This window comes from Leptolyngbya sp. CCNP1308, assembly GCF_034932455.1.
Lineage (GTDB): Bacteria > Cyanobacteriota > Cyanobacteriia > Phormidesmidales > Phormidesmidaceae > Nodosilinea.
Window position 1 is genome coordinate 65,664 of sequence record NZ_JAYGIH010000079.1, and the last position, 14,139, is coordinate 79,802.

Sequence of the window (14,139 nt, forward strand, 5' to 3'; positions counted from 1 at the left end):
TGATAAATCAGTTTGGCTCGAAACCATTTGGATAACACCCTAGTTTAAGAGGGCTACAAGCCCCATAATAATTGCAATATCGTTCGAAGAAGGTCAACGCCTAGACCGCAAAGTCCATAATTGTTAACGTTGTTCTCCCTCGGCTGGGGCTGGTTGAGAACAGCCAAAAGTATCCTATAAATTTCATATTTTTGCTGGTGCTTATATGGATGGTCAAAACATTTTTGATAGGCCACTTAATGGAGATCGGAGATCCAGCAGTCCTTTAAAGCAGTTGCCCGCCTCGCTTACGCGAGGCGGGCAACCTTGAATTGGGCAGGCCTCAACGGCCAATCATGTGAGGGGTTCTATCGCTTGCTAAACCACTTAGCGGCGATCGCACCTACCGCCGCCCCCACTAGCGGATTACTGAAGAACTTGAGAATAGTGGGCTGGTCGGCCAGCACATCCTGAAAGACATCGGGGTGGTTGTGGTAGGCAAAAGCCGCCAGCTTGGTGACATCGTCCTCATTCATGCGGCTGGCGTGGTGGGTAGATAGGCCCAGCTGCTTCTCTAGGTCGCGATCGCTGAGGCCTCGCCCTTTTAAGTGCTTGAACAGATCGCGGGCCACATCATCGCGCTCTTTGGGCTTGATTTGGGCGATCGCCTTGCGCAATTCTGGCTCCATCTCTGTGGTGGGAATGCGATCGGGGTGAAACCCTCGCCCCATTAGCTCCCGGCGCTCGTCGCGAGACGAACGGTTGGCGAAGTCGTCAAAATTAGCGTACTCGCGATCGGGCTGGGTGGCCTTGGCGTCGATATCTTCGGCATTGCCACCGGCCAGATCATTCATGATCTGACGCTTATAGTCTTTGCTGCTAGTCATAGTCAAAATCTCCGAGTTTTTGGAATTTTTGGTTTTGTTCTGAGCGGGTTGCCTTGGCAGCGTCCTAAAGCTAAGGGAAGCGGCGGCTGGCAAAGTAACCCGTACTCCAGCGGTTCAGCCGTACGGCAAGGCGCAATACCTTGAGAGTTCTGCCTACTGGTACTCAACCTGGCGAGTCGTATCGTCGTAGTTGGCGGTTAAAATCAGCTCTTTGTCAGGTGCATAGACCAGCACGCTTAGATCGCGGTTGGGGAATTTTTTGTGGAACCCCTGCACCAGCGACTGGGCCAGGGTTTTTACCTCACGAGGCTCAACGTCGGGCGAGATCACCACGCCAAGCTTGTCGTTGTCGCGCACAAAGGCGTCGCTCACCAGCCCTCTAGCAGTTTGCATCACCCACCGGCCATAGCTTTCGCCGCTGGCGGTGTCGCCCCGCTCAAGCTGGCTGTAGGCAGCGGTTGGGGATAGCCTAGTTGCCGAACTGGTTGTAGTAGCGCTACCACAGGCACTGGTAGTGAGCATAATCACTCCCAGGCACAGAGCAATCACGCTAAGCCGAATAGACTTCAAAAAATTCACGATTTTTCCCTCAACAAATACGGTATTACAGCGATTTCAGCCATGGGTTTAGCCCTTGGCAAAGGCAATGCTTGGGCCGAACCAATTCTTTTCAGCGGCTATGGCTCCAGTGGGTTGGAGGCATGGGGCAATCCCGTTGCCGGAGGTAGATCAGTTGCTTGGCGAGAGGCTCCGTGGGGATAGCGATCATCCGACGGATGATCGACCTGGTTATAAGGGTTGTCTCGGCCAGGGGCAACGCCAGCGGTTCCGTCAAAGGTGGCATTAGGAGAACCACTCGTGACGGCAGGGGCATCAGCCGGAACCTGATAAACTCCCCAATCTTCAATGCCAGCAGCTTTTAAGGTGCGCTCTGCCCGAGCAATTTCGGGTTCAGTGTCTTTGAGCATTACCAGGTACTCGCCCTGAGCCACGCGATCGCGGTAGCGTTTGGCCCGGTGCTCTGGAATGCCCAGCCCGATCAGGGCACCCACCAAGCCACCAGCAGCAGCCCCAGCCGCGCCGCCAATTAGGGCAGATATCGCTACGGCGGCCTCACCAGCCAGCACAGCGGGGCCAATGCCGGGGATTACTAGCGTGCCCAGGCCCACTAGCAGGCCTGTGACTCCGCCCAGAACGCCCCCAGTCACTGCACCAACGGCACCGGCTGTATTAGCCTGGGTGCTGACTTCCGATTTGACCTCGATGCCAGCGATCGCGCTCTGCCGGTCTGAGTCCTTTGCGATCACTGACACATGATCCATTGCAAAGCCCGAGTCGCTGAGAGTCTGTAGAGCCGATGCCGTCTTGGGGCGATCGGAAAAGACACCTACTGCTCGTCTGTGTTGCGAAGCCATACTGTGCTTCCTCCTTAATTATGCGAACCCAGCAGCTATGACAAAGCTGGCGATCGCGGCGTTACTTATCGTTGTAACGGGCGGAGCAGGCTATCCTAATCGCCCATTGGAGGGATCAAAAGTCGTAGAAAGGAGGAGATCCCCATAGCCCAAAAAAGAATAGGGGGACTACGGAAATTCCCTGCGCTGCACGAATCTGAGTCGTTTGACTGCCGTCTGCCGAAGCCTGATTAAATTGCTGAACCACACAAAGACGGCTAGGTATACTTCAAGTACGGCGCGATTCAGCCCTGAAGGGAGCAATCGCCCAGGGTTTTCCTACTGAGCCTGTCTCCAACTTGTTCTAAACCAATTTTGGAAACCGTTATGCCCCACGTCTGGCCGCAGCTCACCCTCGACGATTGGCAAGACACTTGCACCACGCTCCACCTGTGGACTCAGATTGTGGGCAAAATTCGCCTGGTGCAAACGCCCTGGATCAACCACTCCTGGCATGTGCCGCTGTATTTAACCGCGCGGGGTCTGACTACAGGGACCATTCCCACCGCTGATCAGATCTTTCAGATTGACTTCGACTTTTTTGACCAGCAGCTGCGCATCGCCACCAGCGAGGGCCGCGTGGGCACGGTCGAACTCCGGCCCCGCACGGTGGCAGACTTTTACCAGGCAGTGATGGCTGCCCTAGCCGAACTGGATATTGCCATTCGCATCCACACTACCCCTAACGAAATTCCTGACGCGATTCCCTTTGAGCAAGACGACATCCATGGGGCCTACGATGGCGAGGCGGCCCAGCGGTTTTGGCAGGTGCTCTTGCAGTGCGATCGCGTCTTTCGGGAGTTTCGCTCCCACTTTTCCGGTAAGGTGAGTCCGGTGCATTTTTTCTGGGGCAGTTTTGACTTGGCGGTGACGCGGTTTTCAGGCCGGTCTGCGCCAGATCATCCCGGTGGTATACCTAACTTACCCGACGATGTCGCCAAAGAAGCCTACTGCCAAGAGGTCAGCAGCGCTGGGTTTTGGCCTGGGGCAGGGTTAGGCTACCCCGCCTTTTACTCCTACGCCTACCCAGTGCCGGAGGGCTTTAAAGACGCGCCGGTTCAGCCCGCAGCCGCCTTCTTCCACAACGACTTGGGGGAATTCATCTTGCCCTATGACGCCGTGCGCGAGGCCGCTGACCCTGACCAGGCGTTGCTGAGCTTTCTCCACAGTACCTATCGAGCCGCCGCCGATTTAGCCGACTGGAATACCGCCGCGCTACAGCAGACCTGGTTCAAATAGTTGGGTTGGGGCGATCGCACAGTGCATCAAACAGCAACCCAGTTTCCCAGCCTGTGGGATTCCTTCATCGCTTAGTATTTGATGCGATCGCGATCCTTATCCGGCGCGGCGTGCTTGGCCACAAAGTCGATAATCTTGCCCGCCACATCGATATCGGTGGCTTTTTCAATGCCTTCAAGGCCCGGCGACGAGTTCACCTCCATCACCACCGGGCCGTGGTTAGAGCGCAGCAGGTCAACCCCAGCCACCCGCAGGCCCATGGCCTTGGCGGCGCGAATGGCGGTGCTGCGCTCTTCGGGGGTGAGGCGCACCTTGGCCGCCGACCCGCCCCGGTGCAGGTTCGAGCGAAATTCCCCCGGTGCCCCCTGGCGCTTCATGGCGGCCACCACCTTGTCGCCAATCACAAAGCAGCGAATATCCATGCCGCCCGCTTCTTTGATAAACTCCTGCACCAGAATGTTGGCGTCGAGGCCGCGAAAGGCCTCAATCACAGACTTGGCCGCCTGCTGGGTTTCGGCCAGCACCACCCCAATGCCCTGGGTGCCCTCCAGCAGCTTGATCACCAGGGGCGCACCGCCGACGATATCCACCAGACCATCGATATCTTTGGTGGAGTGGGCAAAGCCCGTCACCGGCAGGCCAATGCCCCGGCGGGCCATGATCTGGAGCGACCTGAGCTTGTCGCGCGATCGGGAAATCGCCATCGAGGTGTTGGCCGTAAACACCCCCATGATCTCAAACTGGCGCACCACCGCCGTGCCGTAGAACGTGTTCGACGCCCCAATGCGGGGAATCACCGCGTCAATGTCGATTAGAGGCTGGCTTTGGTACATCACCTTGGGCTGGTGGGAGGTGATATTCATGTAGCAGCGCAGGTGGTCAATCACCTGTATTTCATGGCCGCGTTCTTCCCCTGCTTCCTTCAGCCGCCGGGTCGAGTAGAGGGTGGCATCCCTGGATAAAATCGCAATTTTCATAGCGCCTCAGGAGTCATCCTTGGGGATAGTGCTTAGGGGTAATCATGGGCCAAACGGGCCTATTTAGAAAGGGGGTCGGGGAGCGGTTGCAGGTACGATCGCCCCGGGTCTACCAGATAGCGACGGCGCACTGCCTGCCGCCCCAGCAGCAGGCGAAAGCCCATCTCGTCGCGGTTTGTCAGCGTCAGCTCAATCGCCCACACCACACCGCCCACCTGTACCAGGGTTTCAACCACCGGGCGGAGCTCTGCCTGACCGCCCGAGTTGCGCACTTCGCGCTCGTCTAAAAGAGCGGCCTCGGCCGTCACAACGTAGTCGTCATTGCGCTGAATGGGGTGAGCCTGAAAGCGCACCATAGACCGGCCCGCCTGCTCAAACCGCTCCACTGCAAAGGCGTGGAGGGCCGAGGATCGCGCCCCGGTATCAATTTTAGCCTTAATGGCATGAACCCCCAGGGTCGGCAGGGCTACCCACTCTCGCCAGCCAATAATTGCAGCCGTCGTAGCACCAGAACTCATACCACCTCTGAGAGCATAACAGGACAGGGGACGGTTGTAAGCCTAGGGGCTAACCGCCGGGGGGGGCGGGCTGAGGGGCGCATCGGGGAGCGGAGTAGCGGCGGGAGGTGGCTCGGCAGGGTTCTCGGGCGCATCCTGCTCGGGGGTGAGCGTAGTCACCAGGCTCAGCAGGTAGGGCTCACCCCCCAGCGCATCGGCAAAGGCGGGGGTGAGAACGGGCTGAAACCGCTGATCGCCCGCCAGGGTGAGCTTAAAGTAGGCCAGCCCCAGCACCTGCATGTACTCCCAGACTAGCTCGGGACGCAGCCCAATGAGTTCCGGCGGAATGGGCAGCGGCTGGTTGCCCTGGGCGATATCACCGATGGTCGAAAAGTGGGTACCCCGGTTGATCAGCAGCAGGTAGCGATCGCGGGCAGTCAGCCAGGTAAAGGGCTCAATCTGCTCAGGGAAGGCCGGAGCCACGGTATCGGCGGTGCCCGCCACCACCATAATGGGCACCTCGATCTGGCCGTAGCCGGTAGGGCCAAACAGAGCGCTGCCGATGGGGTTCATCACAAACACCGACTTAACGCGGGGATCGCCCAGGCCACTGCCCGGATTGCCCAGCCGCGCCGCCTGACACTGCAACAGCAGCGACGGATTGAACGACAGCGTACCGGGCGGGCACGCCGTCGCCAACCCCGCCTGATCAAAGCTGGCCCCCGTCAGCGCCAGGGCTGTATAGCCCCCAAACGACTGACCCATGATCCCCACCCGGTCTAAATCGAGCCGCCCGCGAATGGGGGAAGGGCTCTGGTTTAACCGATCCAGCGTGTTGAGGGTGAGGGATACATCCCGGGGCCGCCGCAAAAACTCTTCGTCCTGCACCACCGCGTCGGAGAGACCCGCCAGCAGAGCGTAGAGCTGCTGATCGTTGCTGCCGGGGTGCTCCAGGGTGGCCACCGCAATTCCCCCTGTGGCCATGTATTCCGCCAGGTAGTTGTAGCTGTTGATGGTACCCCCCAGTCCGTGGGAGATCACCACCAGGGGAAACCCTTCAGCCGGTACCCCCCGCTGCCCAGGCAGCACCTCGGGCAGGTAGAGCTGGGCCGGGCTGGGCAGACCGGGCACCACCACCTGAATGCGATCGATGCCGTACTGGCGCTCGCTCTGCACCAGTTGCAGCAGGGCCTCGGCGTCCACCGGGTTGGCAGCGGCTTTGGCGGTGGCGATCGCCTGCACCTGGGCAAAGGCCGCCTGCGACTGCAAAATCGCCTGGTTGACCTCCTGGGCGATCGCCAGCCCCTCGGCCAGGTCAATGCGCATTGCCTCGGTGGGATAGGTCTTGAGCACATTGACCAGGGTAAAATCGGCCTCGGGGTCGGCGGCGGCCAAAATCAGCGCCCCCCGCAGAGCCTGCACGTTGGCCTGGCGCACCGGGGTTTGCACCACCCGACCAATCTGCTCTAGCAGCAGTATGCCTTGCTCGGTGTAGAGAAACTGAGCCACCGCCACCGAACTCAGCGACACCGGAGTGCTTAGCGCCTCTTGGATTTGGCTGAGCTGCTCGTCAGAGATCTGTAGCTGCCGTCGGTAGATTTGCAGCTGGGGGGTGAGTTCGCCCGTGGTCGCAAACCGCTCCAGGTCGGCAATGGGAATGGAGCGCTGCAAAATTCCAAAAGTGACAATCAAATTTTCGGCGGTGTGGCCGGGGAGCGCCGTGGCCAGCGCCCCCAGCAGTCCCAGCGCCCAGGCCAGGCCAAGCCGCCGCCAGGGGCGCGCAATTTTCACAAAAGAAAGCATGGAGACGGGGCCGTTGCAGGTCACGATACGCAAAAAAGCCGCTAGGGGAGCGTAGCCACAGAATGGTCTGTAATGTGGTCGAGCAGCCCTTCACAGGCATCTAGCAGGAGATCGATGACGTAGGTAAACCCCTCGGGGCCACCGTAGTAAGGGTCAGGAACATCTTTGTCGGGGTGGGTGCGGCAAAAGTCGCACATCAGCCGCACTTTGTCGCGGTGCTGGCCAGCGGGGTCGAGGGCCACAATATCGCGATAGTTCTGGCGATCCATCGCCAAAATATAGTCGAAGTGGTCGAAGTCAAAGAGGTCGAACTGACGAGCCCGGCCCACTAAATCAATGCCGTAGGCCTTGGCGGCCTGGGTCATGCGGCGATCGGGGGCGCTGCCCACGTGGTAGCTGGCGGTGCCCGCCGAATCGCACACCACCTGATGGCCAAAGGCCGGCCCCTCAGGGCCATCGCCCAGCTGCCGCTGCTCAATCAGGTGGTTCATGATGTTTTCTGCCGAGGGCGACCTACAGATATTACCCAGGCAGACAAATAAAAGGCGGGTGGTCATGGCATCGGGGGGCTACATGCCGGGCAGGTTGAGGCCGCCGGTGAGCACCTCCATGCGATCGCGCATGGTGGCTGTCGATTTTTCGTAGGCGTCTTTCATCGCCGTGGCCACCAGGTCAGAGAGTACCTCGGCCCCTTCATTGAGAGCTTCGGGGGCAATGGTCACATTCTTGGGCTCTTGGTTGCCGCTCATGGTGACCTTGACCAGACCACCGCCCGACTCACCTTCAATCTCCATCTGCTCCAGCTCTTCTTGCAGCTGCTTGGCCCCCTCTTGAATCTGCTGGGCTTTTTTGAAGGCCTCGGTAAGCTCCTTCATCTTGCCTAACCCAAACCCAAATCCTTGACCTTGTGACATGGAGTTTCTCTCGAACGTACAGCGCGCTGGCGGCTTTAATCTTACAGTACCAATCAGCTATACGATTCTAGCGCCCAGCGGCAAGTCTTTGAATTTAAGTAGGGTTATCTACCCTTGGCCAGGGGTTAGCCCAAATCGTACGCTCTATATATAGATTGCTTCCGGTAGCCCACCGGGGAATCGCCAAGTTGCTCACCTTAGGGCTAAGCGTATAACCATGGGATTTTTTGATTCAGAAATTGTCCAGCAAGAGGCTATGCAGCTGTTTCAGGATTATCAATCGCTGGTGCAGCTAGGGAGCGGCTACGGCAAGTTCGACCGCGAGGGCAAGAAGATGTACATCGCCCAGATGGAAGCCATGATGGAGCGCTACCACATTTTTATGAAGCGCTTTGAGCTATCCGAAGACTTTCAGGCCCAAATGACCGTCGAACAGCTCAAGACCCAGCTAGGCCAGTTTGGCATGACCCCCGATATGATGTTTCAGCAGATGCAGCAGACCCTGGAGCGCATGAAGGCCGAGATTGAGACGTAGAGCTAGATGCTATCGCTTCTGTAGCTGTAGACTTTCTGCCGAGACATTTCCCCTAAAAGCGTTTGAACGTTGAAACGTTTGAACGTTTTTAAGATGTTCTAACCAGCGCAACTACGGCAACTCAATCTTTTAGAAAGAGGCAGGCGCATCCAACCCTCTCGTCAGGGATGCTGCTCAGAGAAATTATCCACGCGAAGTACGGTTAGCATGCGCGATCGCCCCGACGACAAAGAGTTAGCCGCCGTCCAGAGCCAGGTGCAGCCCTACCGCCAGCGCATCGACGGACTGTTGTTCTACCGTTCGGTGTTTGACCAACCTGTGGGCACTGCCTTTCTAGCGCTGCTAAACGCTCTGGAATCTGGCGAGTCAGCCCTCAGCCTGCGGGCTTACGGAGCCTGGTTTAAGGCGCTGGCCACCAGTGAGGCCCGCTGGAGCGACTACCTACTGCGGCAAATCGCTTACGCCGAGAATCCGTTTACGCTTCAGGCCCAGCGCACAGATTTTGCCCATTTACCCGCCGCCCTGGTGGAGGCAGCCCGCCATGATTTAGGCACGCTTCAAGCGCTCTACCAGCTCAGCAGCGATACCGTTGCAGGGTGGGTGCAGGCGATCGCCCAAACCCCCGCAGCCCCGATCGCCTGGGCGGTGGACGAGACACCCCCACCGCCGCTGGTACTTCCCGACGACGCACCCTGGGCCGATGCCGTGGCATCCCTAGCGCACCACTATCGCCGCCACGGCTCCGGGCTGCTGGCCCAGTACCGCGCCTTTACCTGGCACCAGGGCCAGCTCTGCGGCATTGCCGACCCCGACCCCATTCGACTGGGGAACCTCACTGCCTACGACTACCCCCGGCAGCAGCTAGTGCAAAATACCCTGGCGCTGCTCAAGGGCTACCCGGCGCTCAACGTGCTGCTCTACGGCAGTCGCGGCGTGGGCAAATCTTCCCTGGTCAAAGCCCTAGTGAATGAGTACGCCGACCAGGGGCTGCGGCTGGTGGAGGTGGCCAAGGCCGATCTGCGAGCCCTGCCGCAGATTGTGGGTGAGGTAAGAGCATGCCCTCAGAAATTCATTATCTTCGTCGATGACCTCTCCTTTGAGGAGGACGACGACACTTTTAAAGCGCTCAAGGTAGTGCTGGAGGGCAGCACCACCGCCCGCCCCGCCAACGTGGTGGTCTACGCCACCTCCAACCGCCGCCACTTGGTGCGCGAATACTTTAGCGATCGCCCCAGACCCAGCGACCAAGACGAAGTGCAGTCGTGGGATACGATGCAGGAAAAGCTCTCTTTTAGCGATCGCTTTGGCCTCACCCTCACCTTCGAACCCGCCGACCAGCCGACCTACCTGGCCATTGTCCATCACCTGGCCCAGCAGGCCGACATTGCCCTCACTGAAGATGACCTCACCGCCCGCGCCCTACAGTGGGCCACCCGCCACAACGGGCGATCGGGCCGCACAGCGCGGCAGTTTATCGACTGGCTCACCGCCGATTTGGGTTTGGCGGAGCGATCGCCCTAGAGCCTGATCAAATCAAAAATCTAAGGATCTTGTAGGTTGGGTGAAACGCAGTGCACCCCAACAGCGGTAAGTTGGGTTGGATGTCGCTTCGCTCTACCCAACCTACGAAATCCACTGGGGCTGAGTGCCCCATCCACTCCTCACCCCCGCTTTGGACTCTAACTAGGGGCAGGCACTCCATAGAGTTCTTCGATCAGCGCCAGATCCCAGTAGGAAGCTTCGATTTTGTGGCCGTCGAGGTCGCGCACAAAGCAGCCATAGTAGGGCTCGCCGTAGTCGGGGCGGGGGCCGGGCGGGCCGTCGTCCTGGGCTCCGGCGGCGATCGCCGCCTCGTAGAAAGCATGCACCGATGCTTTGGTGGGGGCAATAAACCCGATATGGGTGCCGTTACCCACGGTGGCGGTCTGGTTGTCGTGGGGCACCCCAACCCAAAACTCGGGATAGACTTTGCCGTAGGCGATCGCCCCGGGGTGCTCCATAATGCGCTTGCAGCCCAGGGTGGGCAAAATGCGATCGTAAAAGGCTACGGCCTTTTCAAAGTTGTTGGTGCCCAGGGAAATGTGAGACAGAATGCTCGGGCTATCGGTTGTCATGGGAAAACCTTAGAGTTCTGCGGGGGCAGATCACCATAATAGTTCAGGCATACTAACCTCTTCCCAGAGTTAATTAACGTTGAAGGTTTAGCCGGGACAGCAATCGGCGATGGCCCTCTGGGCCGGTCTTTAAACCATCTCATCGTATCCCTGGCCCACAAACTGGATCAGGCAAAAGCCGTTGCCAAAGGGATCCGCCATGGGCGCGATTTTTCCCCAAACGGTCTGCTGAATGGGTGACTCTTGCCGCGCGCCCCCCTCAACGGCGCGGTTAGCCGTGGCTTCGATGTCTTCTACGACAAAATCCAAATGTACGGGAGTCCAGTGGCGATCAAATCGGCGCAGTTCGGCAGTCTGCGGCGACGCCTGGGAACCCGCTTCTTTTTGCAGCAGAAAGATGCTCGATGGGCCGCCCACCAGTTCAACAATGGTGTCGCCCAGACGGCGACCTGGCCTGAGGTCAAAGGTACGGGTGTAAAACCGTTCCGCAGCGGCGAGATCGTTGACGTCTATGTTGATCAAAACGTCCATCGCTGGGTGCCTCACAGACGGATTGGATGCATCCTACCCCAGCGAGGTTGGCTCTGTCCTGGGCTCTGGTTTCAAATTTGCCAGAGATTTAGCCAGGTTGTGCCGGGCCGGGCCTTCCAGCCGCGATCGAAAAAATCTTAGGGCAAAAATTGAGGGCCGGGCTAGAAAAGCGGCAATCACCTCGGCCCGCTTTTGGCGAAATACAGCCTCGGGCACCCAGGCATACTCCTGGCGAATCTGCGCTTCGTACTGGGCGAAGCGGCCCGGTGCCGCCCCCAAAATGGCCAGATCGCTGTCTAACACAAGAAGGCTATCATCCAAACCGGGAGCAGTATGGTGCTTGGTAGCCAGAATCATGGCGTGAACCGTCTGCTGAAGCACCGGCCCGCCGCCCGCCCGGTCAATCACCTGCGCCGCCCAGGCGGCACTCTGCACTTCGTTGTCAACGCGGCGGGTGTCGTAGATGGCGTCGTGAAACCAGAGGGCAAGCTCCACGGCTCCAGGACTTTTGGCCAAATTGTGAGCGCGGTCAAACCAGCTAAAGCATTCGCTGAGGTGGCACAGGGTGTGGTAGGCCCGGTGGGGTTCTGAGTAGCGATCGCACAGCCCATCCCACACAGGCGGCTTGGGCTCGGGCAGCGCTAGCCGCTGCCAGGTGAGCGACCATCGCGATCGCAGATCTAGCTTCTTGGGATGGAAAGGGTCAGGGATGGCGATCTATCCTCCAGAGAACTTGCCTGAGGCCGGTTTATGCCGTGGGGCTATACCCAAGCTAGAGTCTACTGAAAAGACGGACAACAACCCTATGTGGCCCCCTTAATTCCGCAATATTGACGGACTTTGAAGACTTTGGCCCTCTCAAAATTGATAGGCCAGTCATGCCTACGCTAAGCAACCCCCATCGAAAAAGGGGAAGCGATCGCAGCCAATGCGATCGCTTCCCCTTTAAAGCCTAAATTAGCTCAGTTCTAGCGCTTTTCGGTGCCTTGGTTGGGCGCACCCTCGGGGCCTGCATTGCTGCTGCCGCCTTCGGGCTGGGCTTCTTGCTTGCCATCGCCGGCTTCATACATACCGGTGTGGCGCTGGCTTTCGTCAATGGGGGTGTTATACCCATCGCTAGAGTCGGTAGATTTCTTCTTTTGTTCGCTTTCGGTGTTAGCCATAGTGGCGTTCTCCCAAGTAGGTTATGCATGCATATTAGTCAGTCCAGCCCCTCAATCTGATCTTCCTAGGGGTAGGGGTAGAGCAACCCGTTAGAGATAGATCGAGGGGAGAGAGCCAGGGAGTGGTGGGTGTCTGCCACCCCAAACCTGTTACCCCAAGCCGATTTGACCTGGCAAAATCTTTTGGTGGGCTGAGTTTCTAGGTCGTTTGAGCCCTACAGCAGCCCCCGATAGCGAATAAACAGCAGAGTGATCGCCCATGACCCCAAGGCGACCTTAAGGGCCACCAAAATATTCATAACTGGAATAATGCCGCCGCTCAGCAGGGTGCCAAACTGGCCGGGGGGTAGCTCTACTCCCACCAGGGTAAACACCGCCAGCGCAATGAACACCAGCACCGACACCTTCTCCCAGGTGGCGGCGTGCCAACGTTCGTAGATCGCCTGCATCCACTCTGGTGAGGGAGCGGTGATGGCGATTAGACCGATCGCTGTGCCCCCGGCCACCCCCGCCGCAAATCCGCCGCCGGGGCTGAGGTGGCCGCGAATCGCCAGCTCGATGCCCACCAGCGCCGCAATGGTGGCCCCCAGCCGGGCCAGCACAATGGAAGGCTCGTCGTCAAAGCTGTAGAACGATGCCGTAGGGGTCTCATCGGCCAGCAGGTACTTGGCCCCCATAATGGCGATGGTAAACACCACCACCTCAAAGATGGTGTCGTAAAGACGATTGCGAAAGATAATGCCCGAGACAGCGTTGGGTACATTGCTCTCGGCTACGATCGCCCCAGCAATATCCACCTCGGCCCCTGCCACCGGGTCGGGCAAGATCAGCATTTTGACAAACAGCAGCAGACCCGCCGCCAGATACACCCACTTCATAGCTGCTCCTCTAAGACTGGGGGTTTGCTTGGGGAGGCGCGATCGCCCCCGTACACGCTAATGTCAGCCATCACAGGCGGCAGCTCGACGGTCAAAATCTCATAGAGGCGCGGCACGCGAATGCTGATCTGGTAAGGGGGCTGGCTCAGGGAGCTAGCTGGGTAGATAGGCCCATCCTCTGACTTTTCCCCATGACCCATGACCTGCCTTTCCACCCTCAGACAGGTGGCGTGAATGGCCTTATCGGCGAGGCCCTGCCGCAGTGCCGCACTGTCGGCGTAGGGCACCAGCTCTAGACGCAGCTGGTAGCGCTTTAGCATGGCCCGCAGGTAGTCGAGCAGCGGCTGCCACTGCAAGCTATCTTTCACCCCTTCGCCCTCCAGTACCCCCAGGCGCATCACCAGGGACGATCGCACCGCCACCGCGTAGAGGGTGATCGCCAACATGGTGCCCACCAGGGCCTCAGTTAGGGCCACATCGGCCCCGCCCAGCATGGCGTAGACCAGGGCGGCGATCGCCCCCAAAATGCCCCGCATCACCAATGCCTGGTAGGGGTTTTGCTGCACAATTACCATCACTGCCGCCAGGGGCAGCAGCAGCATAATCGCGTAGACGTAGTTATCCGTATTATCCGTCATAGCTGCTGTCCTCCGTCGAGCAGTAGGCCAGCACGTAGCCCAGCACCGTATTCCAAATTGCCAGGGAGATCAGCGCCAGCACCAGCAGCGGCCACTCATGGGGAATGCGCAGCAGCAGCCCGACGACGATCGCCATCGACCCGAGGGTATCGGCCACCGACAGCCCATGGAGCTTGTAGAGCACCGACCGATGCCCCAGCAGTGGCCAGGTGCCCCAAAACCAAAACACTAGGCCGAGAACAATACAGATATAGCTGAGAAAATTGATCATGCTAACTCTTCCGCTTAAGACTTTCCGTGTAATGGAATTTTTATACTGATCAAAGGCTTTCGGAGGATCACCCCTGTCCCCCTTACTAAGAGAATGTTTGAAAAGTCCTATTTCTTGTAGCAAAAGTGGAGATCCCCCTAAATCCCCCTTAAAAAGGGGGACTTTTACCCCCCTTTTTAAGGGGGGTAGGGGGGATCGGCAGGTGACTAAAACTACAGCAAATCACTTTTCAAACGCCCTCTAAGGGGTATAAGGAAGG

General features: G+C 58.6%; 18 protein-coding genes. 3 read left to right on the forward strand and 15 right to left on the reverse strand.

Translation table 11 applies throughout. The annotated features are described in order from the left end of the window. Positions 1-347: 347 nt before the first annotated feature. The 3 genes from VB780_RS23895 to VB780_RS23905 all read right to left on the reverse strand — a co-directional run bounded on the left by VB780_RS23895 (position 348) and on the right by VB780_RS23905 (position 2,281). Positions 348-866, reverse strand: coding sequence for a hypothetical protein (locus VB780_RS23895; protein WP_323353688.1), 519 nt, complete (start codon positions 864-866; stop codon positions 348-350). Positions 867-1,019: 153 nt separating this feature from the next. Further along, positions 1,020-1,388, reverse strand: a complete 369-nt coding sequence (locus tag VB780_RS23900; protein ID WP_323353689.1) for a hypothetical protein — start codon at positions 1,386-1,388, stop codon at positions 1,020-1,022. A 155-nt stretch (positions 1,389-1,543) separates the two neighbouring features. After that, positions 1,544-2,281, reverse strand: a complete 738-nt coding sequence (locus tag VB780_RS23905) for a general stress protein (RefSeq protein ID WP_323353690.1) — start codon at positions 2,279-2,281, stop codon at positions 1,544-1,546. Between the two features lie 366 nt (positions 2,282-2,647). On the opposite strand from VB780_RS23905, the gene VB780_RS23910 reads away from it, so the two are divergent. Continuing rightward, positions 2,648-3,559 (forward strand): DUF5996 family protein, encoded by a 912-nt coding sequence (locus tag VB780_RS23910; protein ID WP_323353691.1) that lies wholly within the window; start codon positions 2,648-2,650, stop codon positions 3,557-3,559. Between the two features lie 71 nt (positions 3,560-3,630). Here the strand turns inward: VB780_RS23910 and rimK are convergent, their stop codons facing one another. Genes rimK through VB780_RS23935 form a run of 5 tightly spaced genes read right to left on the reverse strand, consistent with a single transcriptional unit; the run spans position 3,631 to position 7,750 of the window. Continuing rightward, positions 3,631-4,536, reverse strand: a complete 906-nt coding sequence (rimK, locus tag VB780_RS23915) for a 30S ribosomal protein S6--L-glutamate ligase (RefSeq protein ID WP_323353692.1) — start codon at positions 4,534-4,536, stop codon at positions 3,631-3,633. A 59-nt stretch (positions 4,537-4,595) separates the two neighbouring features. Beyond that, complete coding sequence (locus VB780_RS23920) at positions 4,596-5,054, reverse strand: ATP-dependent zinc protease (protein WP_323353693.1); 459 nt, start codon at positions 5,052-5,054, stop codon at positions 4,596-4,598. A gap of 42 nt (positions 5,055-5,096) precedes the next feature. Beyond that, on the reverse strand, positions 5,097-6,836 hold the full coding sequence (locus VB780_RS23925) for an alpha/beta hydrolase (protein ID WP_323353694.1): 1,740 nt from the start codon (positions 6,834-6,836) through the stop codon (positions 5,097-5,099). A 41-nt stretch (positions 6,837-6,877) separates the two neighbouring features. Beyond that, complete coding sequence (locus VB780_RS23930) at positions 6,878-7,393, reverse strand: low molecular weight protein-tyrosine-phosphatase (protein WP_323353695.1); 516 nt, start codon at positions 7,391-7,393, stop codon at positions 6,878-6,880. A 12-nt stretch (positions 7,394-7,405) separates the two neighbouring features. Beyond that, a complete protein-coding gene (locus VB780_RS23935) occupies positions 7,406-7,750 on the reverse strand; it encodes a YbaB/EbfC family nucleoid-associated protein (RefSeq protein ID WP_323353696.1) in 345 nt (114 codons plus the stop codon). A gap of 217 nt (positions 7,751-7,967) precedes the next feature. On the opposite strand from VB780_RS23935, the gene VB780_RS23940 reads away from it, so the two are divergent. Then, positions 7,968-8,285, forward strand: coding sequence for a DUF1825 family protein (locus tag VB780_RS23940; protein ID WP_323353697.1), 318 nt, complete (start codon positions 7,968-7,970; stop codon positions 8,283-8,285). Between the two features lie 207 nt (positions 8,286-8,492). After that, the gene (locus VB780_RS23945) at positions 8,493-9,806 is read left to right on the forward strand and encodes an ATP-binding protein (RefSeq protein WP_323353698.1); all 1,314 of its coding nucleotides are present in this window, start codon (positions 8,493-8,495) and stop codon (positions 9,804-9,806) included. 158 nt (positions 9,807-9,964) lie between these two features. Here VB780_RS23945 and VB780_RS23950 read toward each other — a convergent pair whose 3' ends face one another. The 7 genes from VB780_RS23950 to VB780_RS23980 all read right to left on the reverse strand — a co-directional run bounded on the left by VB780_RS23950 (position 9,965) and on the right by VB780_RS23980 (position 13,880). Then, a complete protein-coding gene (locus VB780_RS23950; RefSeq protein ID WP_323353699.1) occupies positions 9,965-10,399 on the reverse strand; it encodes a VOC family protein in 435 nt (144 codons plus the stop codon). Between the two features lie 129 nt (positions 10,400-10,528). Then, complete coding sequence (locus VB780_RS23955; RefSeq protein ID WP_323353700.1) at positions 10,529-10,930, reverse strand: VOC family protein; 402 nt, start codon at positions 10,928-10,930, stop codon at positions 10,529-10,531. Between the two features lie 33 nt (positions 10,931-10,963). Further along, positions 10,964-11,548 carry a hypothetical protein gene (locus VB780_RS23960; RefSeq protein ID WP_323353701.1) on the reverse strand — a complete coding sequence of 195 codons (585 nt, stop codon included), beginning with the start codon at positions 11,546-11,548 and terminating at the stop codon, positions 10,964-10,966. Between the two features lie 350 nt (positions 11,549-11,898). Next, complete coding sequence (locus tag VB780_RS23965) at positions 11,899-12,093, reverse strand: hypothetical protein (RefSeq protein ID WP_323353702.1); 195 nt, start codon at positions 12,091-12,093, stop codon at positions 11,899-11,901. Positions 12,094-12,308: 215 nt separating this feature from the next. Beyond that, on the reverse strand, positions 12,309-12,971 hold the full coding sequence (locus VB780_RS23970; RefSeq protein ID WP_323353703.1) for a Na(+)/H(+) antiporter subunit B: 663 nt from the start codon (positions 12,969-12,971) through the stop codon (positions 12,309-12,311). Continuing rightward, positions 12,968-13,609 carry a DUF4040 domain-containing protein gene (locus VB780_RS23975; RefSeq protein WP_323353704.1) on the reverse strand — a complete coding sequence of 214 codons (642 nt, stop codon included), beginning with the start codon at positions 13,607-13,609 and terminating at the stop codon, positions 12,968-12,970. Before VB780_RS23975 ends, VB780_RS23970 begins: the two co-directional genes overlap by 4 nt. Then, positions 13,599-13,880, reverse strand: a complete 282-nt coding sequence (locus VB780_RS23980) for a monovalent cation/H(+) antiporter subunit G (RefSeq protein ID WP_323353705.1) — start codon at positions 13,878-13,880, stop codon at positions 13,599-13,601. The genes VB780_RS23975 and VB780_RS23980 overlap by 11 nt, the downstream gene beginning before the upstream one ends. Between the last annotated feature and the right edge of the window lie 259 nt (positions 13,881-14,139).

Coding starts and splice junctions, on each gene's coding strand:
- VB780_RS23895 (WP_323353688.1), bottom strand. CDS start 866: ATGACTAGCAGCAAAGACTATAAGCGTCAGATCATGAATGATCTGGCC.
- VB780_RS23900 (WP_323353689.1), bottom strand. CDS start 1,388: ATGCTCACTACCAGTGCCTGTGGTAGCGCTACTACAACCAGTTCGGCA.
- VB780_RS23905 (WP_323353690.1), bottom strand. CDS start 2,281: ATGGCTTCGCAACACAGACGAGCAGTAGGTGTCTTTTCCGATCGCCCC.
- VB780_RS23910 (WP_323353691.1), top strand. CDS start 2,648: ATGCCCCACGTCTGGCCGCAGCTCACCCTCGACGATTGGCAAGACACT.
- rimK (WP_323353692.1), bottom strand. CDS start 4,536: ATGAAAATTGCGATTTTATCCAGGGATGCCACCCTCTACTCGACCCGG.
- VB780_RS23920 (WP_323353693.1), bottom strand. CDS start 5,054: ATGAGTTCTGGTGCTACGACGGCTGCAATTATTGGCTGGCGAGAGTGG.
- VB780_RS23925 (WP_323353694.1), bottom strand. CDS start 6,836: ATGCTTTCTTTTGTGAAAATTGCGCGCCCCTGGCGGCGGCTTGGCCTG.
- VB780_RS23930 (WP_323353695.1), bottom strand. CDS start 7,393: ATGACCACCCGCCTTTTATTTGTCTGCCTGGGTAATATCTGTAGGTCG.
- VB780_RS23935 (WP_323353696.1), bottom strand. CDS start 7,750: ATGTCACAAGGTCAAGGATTTGGGTTTGGGTTAGGCAAGATGAAGGAG.
- VB780_RS23940 (WP_323353697.1), top strand. CDS start 7,968: ATGGGATTTTTTGATTCAGAAATTGTCCAGCAAGAGGCTATGCAGCTG.
- VB780_RS23945 (WP_323353698.1), top strand. CDS start 8,493: ATGCGCGATCGCCCCGACGACAAAGAGTTAGCCGCCGTCCAGAGCCAG.
- VB780_RS23950 (WP_323353699.1), bottom strand. CDS start 10,399: ATGACAACCGATAGCCCGAGCATTCTGTCTCACATTTCCCTGGGCACC.
- VB780_RS23955 (WP_323353700.1), bottom strand. CDS start 10,930: ATGGACGTTTTGATCAACATAGACGTCAACGATCTCGCCGCTGCGGAA.
- VB780_RS23965 (WP_323353702.1), bottom strand. CDS start 12,093: ATGGCTAACACCGAAAGCGAACAAAAGAAGAAATCTACCGACTCTAGC.
- VB780_RS23970 (WP_323353703.1), bottom strand. CDS start 12,971: ATGAAGTGGGTGTATCTGGCGGCGGGTCTGCTGCTGTTTGTCAAAATG.
- VB780_RS23975 (WP_323353704.1), bottom strand. CDS start 13,609: ATGACGGATAATACGGATAACTACGTCTACGCGATTATGCTGCTGCTG.
- VB780_RS23980 (WP_323353705.1), bottom strand. CDS start 13,880: ATGATCAATTTTCTCAGCTATATCTGTATTGTTCTCGGCCTAGTGTTT.